This is a genomic window from Herbiconiux sp. L3-i23, from assembly GCF_023734115.1.
Taxonomy (GTDB): Bacteria; Actinomycetota; Actinomycetes; order Actinomycetales; family Microbacteriaceae; genus Naasia.
The window spans coordinates 943,977-961,933 of sequence record NZ_AP025737.1 but is presented as its reverse complement, the minus strand read 5'-3'; the positions used below and the strand labels follow the sequence as shown (position 1 = coordinate 961,933).

Below are 17,957 nucleotides of genomic sequence, written 5' to 3'. Positions count from 1 at the left end.
CCGCCACGCTCGCGAGCCTACGCTTCGCGGTCGAGTCGGTCAGCCTCGTCCTGCGCCGCTGTCAGCGCGTCGTCCGCCTCGCGGCGCAGCCGATCGGCGAGCACCCCGAGCGGCGACGCGGCGACGCCGCTTCGCGCCGCCTCCGCCGCCGCGGCGGTCAGGTGCGCGGCCGCCGCCAGCGCATCCCGCCGCTCGCCGAGGAGGTCCTGCACCGTCTCCGCCCGTCGGGTGATCGATTCGGCCGCGGCACGGTCGGGAAGCGCGCGCCCCACCGCCTTCGTGTCGTATCGGAGCCGTTTCGCCGCCTTGCGCAACTCGTGCAGCAGCTCCTCGCGCTCGAGTTCGTCGATACCGTCCGCCCGGGCTGCGGCGAGCCGCTTCCGCACCCGGGCGAGGTCAGTGCGGAACGTCCGTGCGGCGCCCTTCGCGGCGCTCGCGCCCGATGCCGAGGTCGCCGTCAGGGAGCGGAGATCGCCGCGCAGCGCCGCCCACTCGTCCCCGGCCAGGAACTCGGCCGCCGCCGCCTGGCCGACCGCCAGATCTGCGACGACCGGTGCCAGAGCGAAGGCAGCGAGGTCGGCCGCGATACCGGCATCCGCGAGCTCCCGCTCGATCCGTTCGCGCAGCACTTCGGCGTCGCGGGCCGCGCCGAGCACCGACCCGGCATGTCGGAGGCGATCCCGGAGCGCGTCCACCTCGTCGCGGCCGTACTCGCGCCGGCCGGCGCGCAGCAGCCCTCTCAGCTTGCGGACCCCGACGCGGAGGTCGTGGATCGCGTCCGCGTCCCCGCGGCCACCGTCCTCGCCCAGCTCGTCCAGCTCATCCGATCGGCGGTCGATCCGCCGGTTCAGCAGGCTCCGGAATCTCACACGACGCCTCGATCAGCCGTGCAGTGCGGGCACGATCAGGTAGATGCCGAACAGGACGCCGATGCCCGTGAGCACGAAGCAGGCGATCCCGCCGATGGTGGCGGCGAGCGGTCTCGATGAGGAGGCGACATCGTCGGTCTCATCGTCGCGGGCAGAGCCGGACAGCTCGACGCCGGGAGGAGGCACGGAGAACAGCTTGATGCCGGTCGCGAACAGGGTGACGATCACCGACGCGGCGAGGAGAGCCGCGAATGCGACGATGACGAGGTTCAGCCAGTCGATCATTTCGCACCCCGCTTCGGCTTGACCTTCTTGATCTTGACGACCTGGCCGGCGCCGTTGACCTCGTTCTCGAGGCTCGCACTGTCGACGCGGTCGGCGCGGGAGCGCACGAAGATTCCGACGATGAACGCGACTCCGAGTACCGCGTCGATGACGATGCCGACGGTGCCGATCGAGGCGATCAGCGCCGCGATGGCTCCAATCACGGCCGCGGACGGGAGGGTGAGCACCCATCCGATCGCGATGCGGCCCGCCGTCGACCACCGCACCGACGACCCGCGTCGCCCGAGCCCCGAACCGATGACGGAACCGCTCGCGACCTGCGTCGTCGAGAGGGCGAAGCCGAGGTGGCTGGAGGCGAGGATGGTGGCCGCCGTGCTGGTCTCGGCGGCGAAGCCCTGCGCGGGCTTCACCGCGGTGAGGCCAGTGCCGAGCGTCTTGATGATCCGCCAGCCGCCCGAGTAGGTGCCGATCGCGATCGCGAAGGCGCAGGCGGCGACGACCCAGAACTGCGGTCCCGAGCCGGCGTCCTGCAAGCCGCCCGCGATCAGAGTCAGCGTGATGACGCCCATCGTCTTCTGCGCGTCGTTCGTTCCATGGGCGAGCGCGACGAGCGACGACGAGAAGATCTGCCCGTATCGGAAGACGCCGCGACCGTCGGGGCGGCCGTCGTGGCGCCGGGTGATGCTGTAGGCGATCTTCGTCGCGACGTAGGCGGTGCCGCCCGCGATCACGGGGGCGAACAGCGCCGGGAGCAGCACCTTGGAGACGACGACACCGAAGTCGACGGCGCCGATGCCGGCTCCCACGAGCGCGGCGCCGATGAGCCCGCCGAAGAGGGCGTGACTCGACGACGACGGCAGCCCGAAGAACCAGGTCAGCAGATTCCAGACGATCGCGCCGATCAGGCCCGCGAAGATCAGCTCCGGTGTGATCTGCACACCGCCGTCGCCCTCGCGGATGATGCCGCCCGAGATGGTCTTCGCGACCTCGGTGGACAGAAACGCGCCCACGAGGTTCAGCACGGCGGCGAGCGCGACGGCGACCTTCGGTTTCAGCGCGCCGGTCGCGATGGGCGTCGCCATCGCATTCGCGGTGTCGTGGAAGCCGTTGGTGAAGTCGAAGAACAACGCCAGGGCGATGACGAGAAGGATGATGAGGGAGATGTCCATCAGGAGTTAACCTGCTCGACCGTCGCTCGGGGTTGACACGACTGAAACTCTACCCAGCCGAGCGAGCGGCTCCCGCCGAACACTCTGGGTCCGCACCCCCAGGGTTCTGCCAGCCACGCCGCTGCTCCGCCGCCTAGCCTGCCTCTGGCGGGGGAAGGAAGGCGCGGCCGTGGAACTGGGGACGCTCGGACTGCTTTACGTGCCCTTCCTCGCCTTCATGTTGATCGGCATCGCCGTCGCTTTCGACGGTCGCACGCGTGTCAGCCGGCCCCGCGGCACCCGCATCGTCGGCGGCATCCAGATCGCCGCCGGTCTCGTCATGGCTCTCGCCGCGGTCGGCGGCATCGTCGTCTCGCCGCAGGTCGGGCTCTTTCCGGGAATCGACCTCGTCTCGACGAGGGCGACGGTGTGGGTCTACCTCGTCGCCGGCATCATCAGCGTCGTCACCCTGCTCGTCGGTCTCGCTCGCCCCGCCGACCCGCATCCCCGCCGAGGCCTCACCGGCGTCGCTCTCGTGCTCGACGCCATCGCGGTCGCCGGATGCCTCTACTACCTGTACGGGCCGCCGTCGGCGGTGACCGATGCGGTGGTCGGCTGACCTTCAGCCGACTCCCCGGAACATTCCGGCTCTCCGCAAGCCCCGCGCGTAGGCTCCGACCATGGTTAGCAGCGACGACGCCCGTTCGCCGGGCGATGCGGATCAGAAGGGCGACGATCTCGCCGCCGAGCGGGAGCGACTGGACGACGCCGATGAGGCTCTGGTCGACGAGGAGCTGACGGGAGAGGGGCTCCTGCCTCTGCCCGACGGCGGTTTCACCGACGACCCGGCCCCCGCTCCCTGACGGCCGCGACCGTGCCCCTCTCACTCGAGACCCTCGCCGAGTGGATGTCGGCCCAGCGCTGGTTCCCCGGTGCCACCGCTCCCCCGCTGCGCCTCGTCGCGAGCTACGAGCTGCCCGTCTCCGACCCTGCCGTCTCAGGCGAGGTGCTCCTCGTGCTCGACGAGCGCGACGGCGCCGAATACCAGGTCCCGTTGGCGCACCGCTCCGAGCCGGTGTCCGGCAAGACGCCGATCGCGTTCGAGAACGGCCGGTTCAGCTACGACGGCACGCGGGATCAGGCGACCGCTGCGGCCATCCACTCCCTCGCGGTGACCGGCGGGTCGGTGAGCGGCGACGGGATCCTCGTGTCCGGGTCGCCCTTCGCGAGCGCGTCCGACCGGGTGGCGTCGTCGAGGGTACTGTCCGGCGAGCAGTCGAACACCTCGATCATCTTCGAGACCCTCGACGCCGGCGGCCTGGCGTCCACGCCGGTCATCGTCAAGGTCTTCCGCATCCTGCACCCGGGCGACAACCCCGACGTGGTGCTGCAGAGCGCGATCGCGGCGGCAGGATCGGACAGGGTGCCGCGCTCGTTCGGCGCGATCGTCGGCGAATGGTCCGGGGCGCGCGGTCACCTCGCGTTCGCGCAGGAGTTCCTGCCGGGAACCCAGGACGCGTGGCGGGTCGCGCTCGACGCCGTCGAATCGGACACCGACTTCAGCGAACGCGCGGCCGCGCTCGGTGCGGCGACGGCCGAGGTGCACGCCATCCTCGCGCGGACTCTTCCGACCGAGCCTCCGTCGGAAGAGCGCATCGATGCTCTGCGCGAGGGCTTCCGGGCGCGCGCCTGGGCGGCGTTCGTCGCCGTCCCCGAACTCGAGCGCCTCGCTCCCGCGGTCGAGGAGATCTACGCCCGCGCGGCGCACGAGGCGTGGCCGGCGCTGCAACGCATCCACGGCGACTTCCATCTCGGCCAGGTGCTCGATGTGCCCGACCGCGGCTGGGTGCTGCTCGACTTCGAGGGCGAACCGCTGCGCCCCATGGCGGAGCGCAGCGAACCCGACCTGGCGTTGCGCGATGTGGCGGGGATGCTCCGCTCCTTCGATTACGCAGCCGGCTCGCGCGCGCTCGCCGACCCGTCGTCTGCCGAACCGGCGGCGCAGTGGGCGGCCCGCGCCTGCGTCGCGTTCCTCGAGGGCTACGCCGGCGGCGGCGCCGACCCGGTGGGACTGCACCCCACTCTGCTGACGGCCCTCGAACTCGACAAGGCGCTGTACGAGGTGCTCTACGAGGCCCGCAACCGCCCGACCTGGCTCCCCATCCCGAGAGCCGCGGTCGAACGCCTGGTCGCGAACGCCTCCTGACGACGCCGAGGTGCCCACTTCTGCGGGTCGTGAGCACGGAACACCCACAGATCTGGGCACCTCGATCCCTCGGGCTGAGGTGCCCAGTTCTGCGGGTCCCGGGCACGGAACACCCACAGATCTGGGCACCTCGTCCACGCGGGGCTGAGGTGCCCAGTTCTGCGGGTTCCGGGCTCGAAACACCCGCAGATCTGGGCACCTCGTCCGCGAGCCGGGCGGGATGCCGCCTCAGGTTCGGCGCCCTCGCACGCAATAGCCTTGGTCGGTGACCACCACTCCCGAGGCGCCGCCCGTCGCGAAGCAGGTACCGTTCGAACGCGTTCAGCACGGCGACGTCGTCGTCGATCCCTACGAGTGGCTTCGCGCGAAGGACGATCCCGAGGTGATCGCGCATCTCGACGCCGAGAACGCCTGGACGAACGAGTCGCTGTCGCACCTCGAGGGGCTCCGCGAGACGATCTTCGAGGAGATCCGCTCCCGCATCCAGGAGACGGACCTCTCAGTTCCGACGCGCGAGGGCTCGTGGTGGTACTACTCCCGCAGCGAAGAGGGCAAGCAGTACGGGGTCTCGTGCCGCTGCCCCGTCGCCGACGCGAACGACTGGACCCCGCCCGTCGTCGAACCGGGCACCCCGATCGAGGGCGAGCAAATCCTGCTCGACGCCAACGAGGCGGCCGAGGGCTACGAGTTCTTCTCGCTCGGCAGCTTCGACGTGTCGACCGACGGCACCCTGCTCGCCTACGCGATCGACACGGTCGGCGACGAACGGTACGAACTGCGCTTCCGCGACCTGCTGACAGGCGAGGACCGCCCCGACGTCATCGAAGGCACGCTGCCGGGGGCGATGCTCTCCCCCGACGGCCGTTTCGCGTTCTACTCGACGCCTGACGAGGCGTGGCGCCCCGACACCGTGCTGCGACACGAGATCGGCACGGACCCCGCCGACGACGTGGTCGTCTTCACCGAACCCGATGAGCGCTTCTGGGTCGGCGCGGGTCTCACCCGGTCGCGCCGCTACATCGTGCTCGAGGTCGGTTCGAAGGTGACCAGCGAGTGGCACATTCTCGACGCGTCCGATCCGACCGGCGAGTTCATGGTCGTGTGGCCGCGACGCGAGGGCGTCGAGTACGAGATCGCGCACCGCGTGGTGGACGGCGCCGACCGCCTGCTGATCCTGCACAACGACGGCGCCCGCAACTTCGAACTCGTCGAGGTCGGGGTCGACTCTCCGCTCGGTGAGCGCACCGTCGTGCTGCCGCACTCCGAGCAGGTCCGCCTCGAGGACGTCGACACATTCGAGTCGTTCACCGCCGTGTCGTTCCGTCGCGACGGCCTCACCCGCCTCGGGCTGCTGACCCCGGAGGGTCTGCGCGAGATCCAGTTCGACGAGCCGCTCTTCACCGTCGGCGTCTCGTCGAACCCGGAGTGGTCGCAGCCGACGCTGCGGCTGAGCTACGGCTCGTTCGTCACCCCGGCGACCGTGTTCGATTACGTCGTCGCCGACGACCGACTGCGGCTGCTCAAGCGGCAGCCGGTGCTCGGCGGGTACAACCCGACCGATTACGAGGAACGCCGCGTGTGGGCGACTGCACCCGACGGCGCCCGCATCCCCATCTCGCTGGTCGCCCGCTCCGAGCAGTTCGACCGCCCGTCGACCGCTCCGCCGCCCCCGTTCCTGCTGTACGGATACGGGTCGTACGAGGCGAGCATCGACCCCTCGTTCTCGGCGGCGCGGCTGTCGCTGCTCGACCGGGGCGTCATGTTCGGCATCGCCCACGTGCGCGGCGGCGGCGAGCTCGGCCGCGCCTGGTACGACGAGGGCAAGCTGCTGTCGAAGAAGAACACGTTCACCGACTTCATCGCCGCCGCCGACGACCTGATCGCCGAAGGCTACGCCTCACCCGACCGGCTGGTCGCCGAGGGCCGCAGCGCCGGTGGGCTGCTGATGGGCGCGATCGCGAACATGGGCGCCGACCGGTTCGCCGGCATCCTGGCGGGCGTTCCGTTCGTGGATCCGCTGACCTCGATCCTCGACCCGTCGCTTCCGCTGACGGTGATCGAGTGGGACGAGTGGGGCGACCCGCTGCACGACGCGTCGGTGTACGAGTACATGAAGTCGTACTCTCCGTACGAGAACGTCACCGAGCAGCAGTATCCGCGGATCCTCGCGGTCACGAGCCTCAACGACACCCGCGTTCTCTACGTGGAGCCGGCGAAGTGGACGGCCCGCCTGCGCGAGGTGGGCGCCCCGGTGCTGCTGAAGACGGAGATGAGCGCCGGTCACGGCGGCGTCTCGGGCCGCTACTCGGCGTGGCGCGAGCGCGCGTTCGAACTCGCCTGGACCCTCGACGTCCTGGGCCTCGCCGACTGAGGCGCTGAGCGGAGCAATACGGGCGGCGGCTGGTCGCTGAGGAGGCCGTTCACGGCCGTCGCGATGCGACACGAGTCCGTCGGTGCGCCCGACGTTCGGGCAAATGCGAAGTTCCTCGCTTCGCGACGGCCCTGGCGGGCCTCCTCAGCGAGCAGGGGTCGAAGTTCCGCGCTGTGGTCTCGGTGCGCTCCGCTTACTCGACCCGTCTCGATACGCTCCTTCGTCGCTACTCGACGACCGGTTAGGGTCCGCCTCACTCACAAAGCGATATGGAGGGCGGCTGGTCGCTGAGGAGGCCATTCACGGCCGTCGCGATGCGACACGAGTCCGTCAGTGGGCTCGCACTTCGGACGGACGGGAAGTTCCTCGCATCGCGACGGCCCTGGCGGGCCTCCTCAGCGAGCAGGTGCTTGCAGTTCCTCTGGTCGCTGAGGAGGCCGTTCACGGCCGTCGCGATGCGATACGAGTCCGTCGGTGTGCTCGAAGTTCGGGCGGATGTGCGGTCTCTCGCTTCGCGACGGCCCTGGCGGGCCTCCTCAGCGAGCAGGGTCGAAGTTCGGCGCTGTGGTCTCGATGCGCTTCGCTTACTCGACCCGTCTCGGCACGCTCCTTCGTCGCTACTCGACGACCGGGATGTCGCCCGCCCGCCCCGCGAAGCGATACGAAGGGCGGCTGAACGCTGAGGAGGCCGTTCACGGCCGTCGCGATGCGACACGGGTTCGTCGGTGCGCTCCACGCTCGGGTAGATGCGAAGTTCCTCGCTTCGCGACGGCCCTGGCGGGCCTCCTCAGCGAGCAGGTCGTCAAGCTTCCGGCGGGTGGTGCGTCCTCCTGGTCGCTGAGGAGGCCGTTCACGGCCGTCGCGATGCGACACGGGTCCGTCGGTGTGCTCGAAGTTCGGACGGGTGCGATGTTCCTCGCTTCGCGACGGCCCTGGCGGGCCTCCTCAGCGAGCAGGGCGTCAGAATTCGGCGCGGTGGTCTCGATGCGCTTCGCTTACTCGACCCGTCTCGATACGCTCCTTCGTCGCTACTCGACGACCGGCATTCGGTCGTCGAGTAGGCGCGCCAGCGCCGTATCGAGACGGCTCGAGTAGCGAGGAACGAGCGTATCGAGAGCGCCACGCGAGGGTCTCGGTACGCTCCTTCGCCGCTACCTCAGCGAACAAGGGTGGGCGGCTCAGCGGCCGATGGCGTCCTGGAGGAGGCCCATCAGGGCGAGGAGCTGGACCGAGGACTCGGCCGACAGGTCGGTGTCGTCGCCGTCGAGAGCGCGAGCGGCGAGGCCGGCCTTGCTGTCGATGAGCTCCGCGATCTTCGCGTCGATGGTGTGCGCCGCGATGATCCGCCACGCCGTCACCGGGACCTCCTGGCCGATGCGGTGCACGCGGTCGATCGCCTGCTGCTGCTCGGCGGCCGTCCACGACAACTCGGCGAGGACCACATCCGACGCCGCCTGCAGGTTGAGGCCGACACCGGCGGCGGTCAGCGAACACACGGCCGCCTTGACCTCGGGATCCTGATCGAACGCGTCGATCTGCTTCTGCCGCTGCAACGCGGTCTGGTCGCCGCGGATCGACACCGTCTTGATGTCGCGGCGGGCGAAGGTCGCCTCGGCCTGATCCATGACGTCGATGTGCTTCGCGAAGAACACCACCTTGCCGACCGAGCGCGCCAACTGGGTGGCGTAGTCGGCGGCGAGCACGGCCTTGGCCTGACCGATGCGGCGGACCATGGTGAACACGTTCTCGCCGGTCTTCGACGCCTTCGACTCGTCGAGCTCGGCCTGGGCGACGAGACGCACGACCTCGTCGCGCTCCTCGCGGGACACCTTCGACGGGGTCGTCTTGCGGTTCTCGAGCACCGCGCGGTAGCGGGCGAACAGACGGGCGGCGAGCTCCTTCTCGGCCTGGCGGATGGAGCGTCCGAGGTCGTCGTCGAGCTCGACGGGCAGGTCGACGACCCGCTTCGCCGGCAGGTCGGCGGCGACGTCGATCTTGCGTCGGCGCACCATGCCCATGTCGACGACCGCCTGGCGGGCCTCGGGGAAGAAGCCGAAGTCGGCGGGCGTCAGCCCGGTCTCCTCGAGGCGGTTCAGCAGGATGGGGCGCGGCCCCTTGTCGTCGATCCAGCCGAGGAACTGCCAGATCGCCTTGAAGTCTTCGACGCTGTTGATCAGCGGCGTACCCGTGAGGGCGATCATCAGCGGGTCGCGGTTGCGCTCCCGCAGGCTCGACGCGAGCGACAGCACGTTGCGCGAACGCTGCGAGGTGAGGTTCTTGATGAAGTGGGCCTCGTCGACGACCATTCCCTTGAACCCGAGGGTCTTGAGCCACGACATGTGGCGGTCGAGCACCTCGTAGTTGACGACGACGACATCGGCGAAGGCGTCGAGATCCTCCCCGTCGCCGTGGATCACGGTCGCACGGCGTCCCGGGGTCCACAGCTCGACCTCGCGCGCCCAGTTCATCTTGACGACGTTGGGCACGACGGCGAGCAGCGGGTAGGCGTCGGCCACGGAGGCGGCGATGACGCTCTGCGCGGTCTTGCCGAGACCCGGTTCGTCGGCGAGCAGGAAGCTGCGGTGACCGCGGCGGACGCTCTCGATGAAGCGGGACTGGTGGTGCATGAGCGGAGCACCCGACGGGGCGACGCGGTCGCGGTCGATCGGGTCGGGCAACGGCATGCTCGCCGAGTTACCGCCGGAGCCGTACTCGAAGCTCTTGAACAGCGGGCCGAGCAGCTCCCAGTTCGCGAGGCGCCGAGCGGGCGCCGCCTGCTGGAACGCGGCGGCCGCGAAGTCGGGCGCGAGGAACGGGTTCGCGAGCATCCGCGACCGCACCGAATCGGGCACGACCTGACGCTCGGACGTGGTGACGAGCGCTGCGGGGGCCGGAGCCGGCTCCTCCTCCTCGACCTCGAATCCGGCGTCCTCGAGCATGCGTCGACGCAGCGACCGCGCGGCGTCGCTGCCCGGCTTGTCGCTCTCGAGCAGGGCGATGAGCGAGGTGTCGCGCGCGGCGGTCTTCGCGAGGATCGTTGCAACGCCGTCGAGGCGCTTCAGGATGTCGGCGCGGTCGCCGTCGGAGAGCGACGGGTCGCTCTTGGCGCGCTGGCGCTCTTCGCGCACCAGGAGGGCGATCACCTGGAATTTGGTGCGGTTCGACGGGCTCACCGCCCCGCGCTGGGCGGCGTTCTCGACCTCGCGCACGGCGCGGGCGAGGACGGGGATGAGTCCTTCGTTGTCGGCGGGACGCCCCGAGCCCTTGCGGCTGCGGGTCATCTGTGCCTGGCTCGATCGAGCCATGGTCCTCCTCAGGGGACTTCGGTGCGGGAGCCGTCTGCCCTCGCACCGCTTCCGGACCGTTCCCGCGCACGAGGCGGGCGACGGTGCCGGTCGACGATTCGAAACGAGAGGCCGTCTGAGATCCGAGCAACCCGGGCAGAGTGAGAACTCGGGGTCGAATAGGGAAGACGGACGGCTTCTCCGGTCGCCCAGTCTAGCGCATCAGCGCGCCAGATCCGCAGTGGCGGGCCCTTCGATCCGCGTGCCGTCGGCCGCGAAACGCGAGCCGTGCAGCGGACAGTCCCAACTCTTCTCCTGGTCGTTCCAGCCGAGCACCCCACCGAGGTGCGGGCATACCGCGCTGACGCGCGACGTGCGTCCCGCGACCGTGCACACTCCGACGGGCTTGCCGCCCACGTTCCCGACGACGCCCTGACCCTCGGCCGGCGTTTCGGGCGCGGATGTCGTCTCGGCGCCGACCCAGCCGGTGAGCGTCTCCTTGCCGACCTCGATGCCCGCCTTCGCCCCGCGCAGGATGCTCGGCGGGCGAGTGACGCGACTGCCGATGACGAGACCCCACCACGGGTCCTCGCCGAGCAATTCGGCGGCGATCCTCAGGCCGGAGGCGACGGCGTTCGTCATGCCCCACTTCGCGTAACCGGTGGCGAAGTAGACCCGCCCCGCCGACCGGGGCATCCAACCGGCGAAGGGCAGGGGGTTCATGGGCACGTAGTCCTGGGCCGACCACGCGTGGGTGCGCACGGCGCCCGGGAAGTACTTCGTCGTCCACTCCTCGAGGTCGTCGACCTGGCCCGCCGCGTGCGGCTCGCGGCCGACGACGTGCCCGTTGCCGCCCATCAGCAGCAGCTCTCCCGACGCGTCGCCGAAACCGTCGGCGGCGACGATGGGCGCGGTGCGGATGGACCGCGTGGGCGAGTCACCCGAGATGTACATGCCGTCGATCCCCGGGGAGTCGGCGGGCATCCGGTAGCTGATCGCGTACGAGCGGTACGGCTCCGTCTTCGCGAAGTACAACCCCCGGTCGAGGATCGGCGTCCCCGTCGCGAGGACGACCTTGCCCGCGTCGACCTCTCCCGCGTCGGAGCGGACCCGCGCGTCACCGCGGCGGGCGCCACCGCGGGCGCTCACGCCACGCACGCGGGCGTTCTCGACGAGCACGCCGCCGCGGGAGCGGAAGTCGTCGGCGAGCGCATCGAGCACCTCGATGGGGTCGATCTGCGCCTGGTCGGCGAGGCGGATGGCGCCGTAGGTGGGGAACGGCAGGTCGAGTCGGGTTTTGTCGACGGGCAGACCGAAGCGCCGGGCGGCGAGGTGCTCGTCGTCGACGGTCGCCGCGCCCTCGGGCGTGCCGGCGTAGGTGTACGCGTCCTTCACCTGGTAGTCGACGGAGTGGTCGTCGAGGTAGCGCAGCAGCCACCAGAAGCCCTCACGGTTCGACTCGACGTAGGCGACCGCGTTCTTCTTCGCGGTCTCGCCGCTCATCCGCGAGTACACGGTGCCCTGCAACAGGCTCACCTTCGCGGTGCTGCCGCCGGTGGTGAGCGCGCCCACCCGTCCGGCTTCGAGCAGGGCGACCCGCTTCCCGGCCCGCACCAGCAGCAGCGCCGTGATGAGCCCGGTGAGCCCCGCGCCGACGACCACGACGTCGAAACGCTCGCCGTCGACCGACTCCGGCGTGAGCGGCTCGCGACCCTGCAGACGTTCGGTCCTGTCGCGGCGGTCCTGCCAGAGGGAAGTCATGCGGGCGACGCTACGGACACCGCCCGAACGCCAGCCGAGCGTCCGCTGTGTGCACAGGCGCCGGCCCGCACCGTCCACGACCGTGAGTCCTCCTTCGGATTGACAAGCGTTCGAAGGGATACGAAGGTGACCTCATGACGATGTGGTCGCAGACGCCACCCGCTCCGATGCGTCGGGAGCAGATCCTCGCGATCATCGAACGCGACGGATTCGCGAAGGTCACCACCCTCAGCCAGATCTTCGGCACCTCCGAGGTCACCATCCGCGCCGACCTCGACGCGCTCGCCGCGGGGCATACCATCCAGCGGGTCCACGGCGGCGCCGTGGCGGGCCTCCGCCCCGCGGGGCTCGAGCGCAGCTACGAGCAGAACCTGCTCACCTCGTCGGGCGAGAAGCGGCGCATCGGCAAGGCGGCGGCGGGTCTCGTCGAGAGCCACCAGTCGGTGATCCTCGACGCCGGCACCACGACGACCGCGGTGGCACGCGCACTCGTGCAGCGCGAGGATCTCGAGAACGTCGTCATCATCACCAACTCGCTGAGCATCGCGCTCGAACTGGAGCCGGCGACGAACCGCTACACCGTGGTCGTGACCGGCGGCACCCTCCGAGCCCGCCAGCACTCGCTCGTCGACCCGATGGCCGACGCGGTGCTCGAACGCGTGCGCGCCGACCTCGCCTTCGTCAGCTGCAACGGCATCGACGCCGGCGACGGGGTCACGAACATGTCGCTCCCCGACGCCGATGTCAAACGCCGGATGCTCCTGAACGCATCCCGTGCCGTCGTCGTCGCCGACCACACCAAGCTCGGCGAGCGGCGTCTCAGCCGCGTCGTCCCGATCAACGCAGTCGACGTGCTCGTCACCTCGACCGAAGCCGACGCGACCGAGGTCGAGAAGCTGCGCGAGGCCGGGGTCACCGTCCTGCAGGCGTGAGGGCGGCGGCGCGCCCGACCGAGCCGAACTCGTGCATCCGCTGCTCGACGATGCGCTCCATGGCGCCCATCGCCACCGCGGTGGCGATCGACGGCTCGACCACCGACCGCTCGCGATCGGAGAACTCGCGGAGCGCCGCCGTCCACGCGAGGTGCGAGTCGGTGCCCTGATTGATCTTGCGGATGCCCGACTCGATCGCCTGCTGCTTCTGCTCGGTGTCAATCCCGTGCGACTCGGGCAGCTCGCCGCCGTGCGCGTTGATCGTGGCGACCGCCTCCCCCGGGATCGACGAACTGCCGTGCAGCACCAGGTACGTGTTCGGGAGGCGCTCCTTGATCTCGGCGATCAGTGGGATGCGCAGCCGCTGCGACCCGAGCTTCACCGACCCGTGGCTGGTGCCGACCGCGACGGCGAGCGCGTCGACTCCCGTGCGACGCACGAACTCCTCGGCCTGCTCGGGGTCGGCGAAGACGATCTCGTCGACCTCGCCGCGCACGCCCGCCTCCGCGCCGCCGATGGTGCCGAGCTCCCCTTCGACGCTGACGCCGGCGGGGTGCGCGATCTCGACGACCCGAAGTGACAGCGCCACATTGGAGTCGAAGTCGGACGGCTCATCGGTGACCTCGTCGCGGCTGGCGTCGATCATGACGCTCGAGAAGCCGGCGTCGATGGCGCGGGCGCAGTCGTCGTAGCTGCGGCCGTGGTCGAGGTGCAGCACCGCGGGCACGTCGTCGAACGACACGACCACCTCGCGCAGCCGCGCCCACCACCACGCCTCGTCCTCGTACGCCGCCATCCCGGCGATCGCCTGGACGATCACGGGCGACCCGGTGCGGCGGGCTGCGGTGAGCACGGCGTACGCCTGATTCAGGTCGGACACGTTGAACGCCCCGACCGCGTATCCCCCGGCCTCGGCCGCTGCCAACGACTGCGCGAGCGTCTGAAGCACTGTCGATCCCCTCTTCCTGTCGCGTTCCGGTCAGAGCGACGACGTGATGCCGAGCGAGGCGTAGTCGAGCACGATCGGCTTGTCGGTGAGCGCCCGCGCGTAGGCCTGCACCTTCGCGGCCGACTCGACGGCGACGGACGTCTTGAACGCGTCGCGGAGGTTGTCGCCGACGGTGAGCAGACCGTGGTTCGCCCACACCACCGCGTTGAGGTCACCCATCACGTCGCACATGGCGTCGCCGAAGCCCCAGTTGTTGCTGAGGGTGAACGGCATGATCGGCACGTCGCCCTTCGTGTAGATCACCATGTTGACGAGGGTGCCGAGAATCGGCTCCCCCACCACTCCCCACACGTTCGCGAAGACCGGTTCCGTGTGCACGATGGCGTTGACGTCGGGGCGGCGCTTGTAGGTGGCGAGGTGCACGGTCACCTCCGACGAGGGCTCGTGCGGTCCGTCGATGACGGCGCCGTCCCAGTCGACGAGCACGATGTCGTCGGCGGTCATCCGGTCGTACTCGAGGTCGGTCGGAGTGATCAGGAACCGGCCGTCCTGACCCGGCACGCGGATGCTGATGTTGCCCTGCGTGTTGAAGTTGAGCCCGTACTGCATCGAGCGGAGGCAGTAGTCGAGGATCTCCTGACGGGCGGCGGCGATGTCGAATTCGACGAGGGTGTCGGTCATGTCGGTTGTTTCTCTTCCTGATGGTGCGTGGCTGGTGTTCGGCTGTGGTGGTCGGCGCTGGTTGTCGGTCAGGTCTCGGATCTGGATGTGGCGGCGCGCACGGCGTGCGGTCCAGCTCGGAGGGCTCGATCGAGTGATCGCGTCGCGTCGTAGAGCCCGGAGTAGAGGGACCGTTGCGCGTCGTACCAGTCGCGGTGGGCGGATGTCGGCGTGGCCGCCGCGCGGGTCTGCGGTTCGGGAAGGGCGTCGGGTCCGGAGAAGATGCCGATGCCGATGCCCGCGGCGAGCGCCGCTCCCCTTGCGCTGGCGTGACCGGGGGTCGGAACGAGCGGGACCCCGGCCGCTTCGGCGCGGGCGGCGAGTGCGCGCGGGTTGTGAGCGCCGCTGCCGACGGCCCTGATCTCGCCGGGCGCGATGCCCGCGACGTCGAGCGCGTCGACGATCTTGCCGAGCTCGAACCCCGACGCCTCGAGGAAGGCGCGCACGAGCTGAGGCCTCGTCGTGCCGAGCCGGAGCCCGTGCACCGTGCCGAGCGCGGCCGGGTCGTTGTCGAGGGTGCCGGATCCGACCAGGTAGGGCAGCACGAGCAGTGCGGGCGGCTCGTCCGCGAGGTCGTCGAGGAGCGGACCGAGCTCCGACTCGTTCGCTCCCATGAGTTCGGCCAGCCAGACGAGAGCCCACCCTCCCGCGGCCGTGCCGGCGAGGGTGATCCAGTGGTCGTCGGCGATCGGGTAGCTGGCGAAGCCGGTCGGGCGCGACCACTGCGGGCGCAGCCGGGTGCCGAGGGTGAGGCAGTCGCTCGACCCGAAGGAGTAGGAGGACGCCCGCCCGATCCGTCCCCCTGCGCCGAGGTAGGCCGCGGCCTGGTCGTGCATCCCCGCCACGACGACGACGCCGTGCGGGAGCCCGAGCCGGTCGGCGACGTCGTCGCCCATCCGGCCGATGGGGTCGAAGGAGCCGACCACGCGCGGCAGCGCCGTTTCGTCGATGCGCCGTCCTCCCGCGCGGTGCAGCGCGTCGAGGAGGCGCTCCGACCACGCCCTCGCGCCGACGTCGTAGACCCCGGTGCGGGCGGCCATGCTCATGTCGATCGCGGCGATGCCGGTCCACCGTTCGGCGAGCAGGTCGCCGAAGCAGCGGTAGCGGGCGTCGCGCGCCTCGCCGAGAAGGCCGGCGGACATCTTGAAGCCGGCGAACATCGGATGCAGCGGCTGCCCCGTGATCGCGGTGAAGGCTTCGTCGCCGACGTCCTCGCGGACCACGTCGGCGAGGGTTCCGCCGCGCGGGTCCATACTCACCGGCGCCCGCGAGACGGACGAGCTCCCGTTCAGGGCGACGTACGCCTCGCCGAGAACGCTGAACGACAGGGCCTCGACCGGATCGGCACGGGTATCGCCGGCGACGATCGCGACGACCTGCTCGACGGCAGCGACGACCTCGGCGGCATCGAGCTCGACGGCGGCGCCCTCCCTGTGCAGGGCGTAGGAGCGGGCGCGGGAGGCGAGCTCGCGTCCCCCGCGGTCGTAAGCGGCGGCGCGCACTCCGCTCGTGCCGATGTCGACCCCGAGCAGGCTCACTTGATCGCTCCGGCGAGCCCGTTGACGAGGTAGCGCTGCACGAGCAGGAATACCACGATGACGGGGATCGAGATGAGCACCAGGATCGCGAACAGCGCGCCCGGCTGGCTGAGGAAGATGCCGCGATAGGCGAGCGGAATCAGCGTGAGCGGCTTGAGCGAGTTGTCCGACAGGGTGACGAGCGGCAGCAGGAAGTCGTTCCAGGACATCATCGTCTGCCAGATGATGACCACCGCAAGCGCCGGACGCCCCAGCGGCCAGTAGATGCGCCAGAAGATCTGCCACTTGCTCGCGCCGTCGATGAGCGCCGCCTCGTAGGTCTCGTGCGGGATCGCGAGGTAGGCGGTGCGGATCGTGATGACCGCGAACGGCAGACCGAGCGCCGTGTAGACGAGCACGAGTCCGATGAGCGAGTTGTAGAGACCCATCGACTGCAGGATCTTGAAGGTGGCGACGACGGTGGCCGAGACCGGCAGCACGAGGGCGAGGATCAGTCCGCCGAAGATCACCGCCTTCAGCGGCACCTTCAGCCGGGCCAGGGCGAACGCCGCCATCGAGCCGAACAGCGCGACCAGAGCGACCGACGGCACCGTGATCAGGATGCTGTTCAGCAGGTTGATGAAGATGGGGTTCTGGTTCCAGATGTTGATGTAGTTCGCGAACGACGGCTCGGCCGGGAACAGCCCGAACGCGGTGGTCGAGGGGTTCGACGGCGGCATCAGGGACAGGCCGACGGTCATGACGAGCGGGATCAGCCACAGCACCGCGACGGGCACGAGCACGTAGTGCAGCCAGCGCGGCGGGCGGCCGATCCGGCTGCCGCGACGGTGCCGCGGGATCTCGGATGTCGGCAGGGGGCCGCCCGGGTGCGGCTCGCGTCCGAGCGTGCGGGGACGGTCCGTCGTTGCGGTCATTTCTCTTCTCCGCTGATGAATCCGGCGCCGAACACCCGCACCATCGACAGCGAGCTGACGACGGCGATGACGAGCAGCACGACGCTGATGGTGGAGGCGTATCCGACGCTCTGCAGCTGGAACGCTTGCTGGAAGGCGTAGGTGGGCAGCATCTCGGACGCGTGGTTCGGGCCTCCCTGCGTGAGCACGTAGACGAGCTCGAAGGTCTTCAGCGACCCGATGATGCCGAGCAGCACGAGGGAGAGGGTCGTCGACTTCAGCAGCGGGAAGGTGATGCGCACCGTGCGCTGGAATCCGTTCGCGCCGTCGATCTTCGCCGCCTCGAGCAGCGACGGGTCGATCAGCTGCAACCCCGCCAGGTAGAAGAGCATCGAGAAGCCCGTCCACATCCAGATGTTGACGACGATGATCGCGAAGATCGCCGTGTCGGGGTTCGACAGGTAGTTGGCGGTGAGGAAGTCGAGCCCGGTCGCCCGACCGACCTGCGCGATCGAGCCGTTGAACGGGTCGAGCAGCCGCTGCCAGACGATGCCGACGACGACGGGCGAGAGGATCGCGGGGATGAAGAAGATCGCCCGGTAGACGTTGGAGGCGAAGATGCCCTGGTTGAGGGCGATCGCGAGCAGGAACCCGATGAGCGCCTGCGGCACGATCGTGAGGGGGATCCAGTACGCCGAGTTGCGCAACGTCGTCAGGAAGATCGGATCCTGGAAGAGCCGGATGTAGTTGTCGACGCCGGCGAAGACGCCCGCGTTGACGCCGTCCCAGTCGAGGGTGCTGGCCTGCAGGTTGAACACGATCGGGTAGACCACGAACACGGCGAAGAGCACGATCGCGGGAAGCAGGAAGGCGAGGCCCTGCGCGTTCTGCCGCAGCCGTGAGCCGAGCGGTTTCTTCGGCGCCGCGGCGGTGTTGCGGCGGGCCGAGACCCGTCGGCGAACGGCGGGCCGAGCTGTCGTGGTGGCGGACATCTCTCTCCT

At 69.9% G+C, this 17,957-nt stretch carries 15 protein-coding genes; 5 read left to right on the top strand and 10 right to left on the bottom strand.

The annotated features are described in order from the left end of the window. Nucleotides 1-17 precede the first annotated feature (17 nt). Genes NGH83_RS04495 through NGH83_RS04485 form a run of 3 tightly spaced genes read right to left on the bottom strand, consistent with a single transcriptional unit; the run spans nucleotide 18 to nucleotide 2,323 of the window. Nucleotides 18-869 (bottom strand): CHAD domain-containing protein, encoded by an 852-nt coding sequence (locus NGH83_RS04495; protein ID WP_251857871.1) that lies wholly within the window; start codon nucleotides 867-869, stop codon nucleotides 18-20. Between the two features lie 12 nt (nucleotides 870-881). Continuing rightward, the gene (locus NGH83_RS04490; protein WP_251857870.1) at nucleotides 882-1,154 is read right to left on the bottom strand and encodes a hypothetical protein; all 273 of its coding nucleotides are present in this window, start codon (nucleotides 1,152-1,154) and stop codon (nucleotides 882-884) included. Then, a complete protein-coding gene (locus tag NGH83_RS04485; protein WP_305881793.1) occupies nucleotides 1,151-2,323 on the bottom strand; it encodes an inorganic phosphate transporter in 1,173 nt (390 codons plus the stop codon). Before NGH83_RS04485 ends, NGH83_RS04490 begins: the two co-directional genes overlap by 4 nt. 169 nt (nucleotides 2,324-2,492) lie before the next feature. Between NGH83_RS04485 and NGH83_RS04480 the strand changes: the two genes are divergently transcribed. From NGH83_RS04480 to NGH83_RS04465, 4 genes are all read left to right on the top strand, one after another. Next, nucleotides 2,493-2,921 (top strand): hypothetical protein, encoded by a 429-nt coding sequence (locus NGH83_RS04480; protein WP_251857869.1) that lies wholly within the window; start codon nucleotides 2,493-2,495, stop codon nucleotides 2,919-2,921. 61 nt (nucleotides 2,922-2,982) lie between these two features. Then, nucleotides 2,983-3,165: a hypothetical protein gene (locus NGH83_RS04475; protein WP_251857868.1), complete on the top strand. Its 183-nt coding sequence runs from the start codon at nucleotides 2,983-2,985 to the stop codon at nucleotides 3,163-3,165. An 11-nt stretch (nucleotides 3,166-3,176) separates the two neighbouring features. Continuing rightward, nucleotides 3,177-4,508, top strand: coding sequence for a phosphotransferase (locus NGH83_RS04470; protein ID WP_251857867.1), 1,332 nt, complete (start codon nucleotides 3,177-3,179; stop codon nucleotides 4,506-4,508). Between the two features lie 265 nt (nucleotides 4,509-4,773). Further along, nucleotides 4,774-6,879, top strand: a complete 2,106-nt coding sequence (locus NGH83_RS04465) for a S9 family peptidase (protein ID WP_251857866.1) — start codon at nucleotides 4,774-4,776, stop codon at nucleotides 6,877-6,879. Nucleotides 6,880-8,057: 1,178 nt separating this feature from the next. On the opposite strand, the gene NGH83_RS04460 is transcribed toward NGH83_RS04465, so the two are convergent. Together NGH83_RS04460 and NGH83_RS04455 are read right to left on the bottom strand one after the other, a co-directional pair. Then, nucleotides 8,058-10,184 (bottom strand): DEAD/DEAH box helicase, encoded by a 2,127-nt coding sequence (locus NGH83_RS04460; RefSeq protein ID WP_251857865.1) that lies wholly within the window; start codon nucleotides 10,182-10,184, stop codon nucleotides 8,058-8,060. A gap of 201 nt (nucleotides 10,185-10,385) precedes the next feature. Further along, nucleotides 10,386-11,924 (bottom strand): FAD-dependent oxidoreductase, encoded by a 1,539-nt coding sequence (locus NGH83_RS04455; RefSeq protein WP_251857864.1) that lies wholly within the window; start codon nucleotides 11,922-11,924, stop codon nucleotides 10,386-10,388. 134 nt (nucleotides 11,925-12,058) lie between these two features. On the opposite strand from NGH83_RS04455, the gene NGH83_RS04450 reads away from it, so the two are divergent. Continuing rightward, complete coding sequence (locus NGH83_RS04450; protein WP_251857863.1) at nucleotides 12,059-12,856, top strand: DeoR/GlpR family DNA-binding transcription regulator; 798 nt, start codon at nucleotides 12,059-12,061, stop codon at nucleotides 12,854-12,856. Here NGH83_RS04450 and NGH83_RS04445 read toward each other — a convergent pair. From NGH83_RS04445 to NGH83_RS04425, 5 genes are all read right to left on the bottom strand, one after another. Next, nucleotides 12,837-13,805, bottom strand: a complete 969-nt coding sequence (locus tag NGH83_RS04445; protein WP_251857862.1) for a ketose-bisphosphate aldolase — start codon at nucleotides 13,803-13,805, stop codon at nucleotides 12,837-12,839. The genes NGH83_RS04450 and NGH83_RS04445 overlap by 20 nt on opposite strands. A 30-nt stretch (nucleotides 13,806-13,835) precedes the next feature. Next, nucleotides 13,836-14,486, bottom strand: coding sequence for a class II aldolase/adducin family protein (locus NGH83_RS04440; protein WP_251857861.1), 651 nt, complete (start codon nucleotides 14,484-14,486; stop codon nucleotides 13,836-13,838). Nucleotides 14,487-14,554: 68 nt separating this feature from the next. Next, nucleotides 14,555-16,063 (bottom strand): L-fuculokinase, encoded by a 1,509-nt coding sequence (locus NGH83_RS04435; RefSeq protein WP_251857860.1) that lies wholly within the window; start codon nucleotides 16,061-16,063, stop codon nucleotides 14,555-14,557. Further along, the gene (locus NGH83_RS04430; protein ID WP_251857859.1) at nucleotides 16,060-16,977 is read right to left on the bottom strand and encodes a carbohydrate ABC transporter permease; all 918 of its coding nucleotides are present in this window, start codon (nucleotides 16,975-16,977) and stop codon (nucleotides 16,060-16,062) included. The genes NGH83_RS04435 and NGH83_RS04430 overlap by 4 nt, the downstream gene beginning before the upstream one ends. After that, on the bottom strand, nucleotides 16,974-17,948 hold the full coding sequence (locus tag NGH83_RS04425) for a carbohydrate ABC transporter permease (RefSeq protein WP_251857858.1): 975 nt from the start codon (nucleotides 17,946-17,948) through the stop codon (nucleotides 16,974-16,976). The genes NGH83_RS04430 and NGH83_RS04425 overlap by 4 nt, the downstream gene beginning before the upstream one ends. Nucleotides 17,949-17,957: the final 9 nt, after the last annotated feature.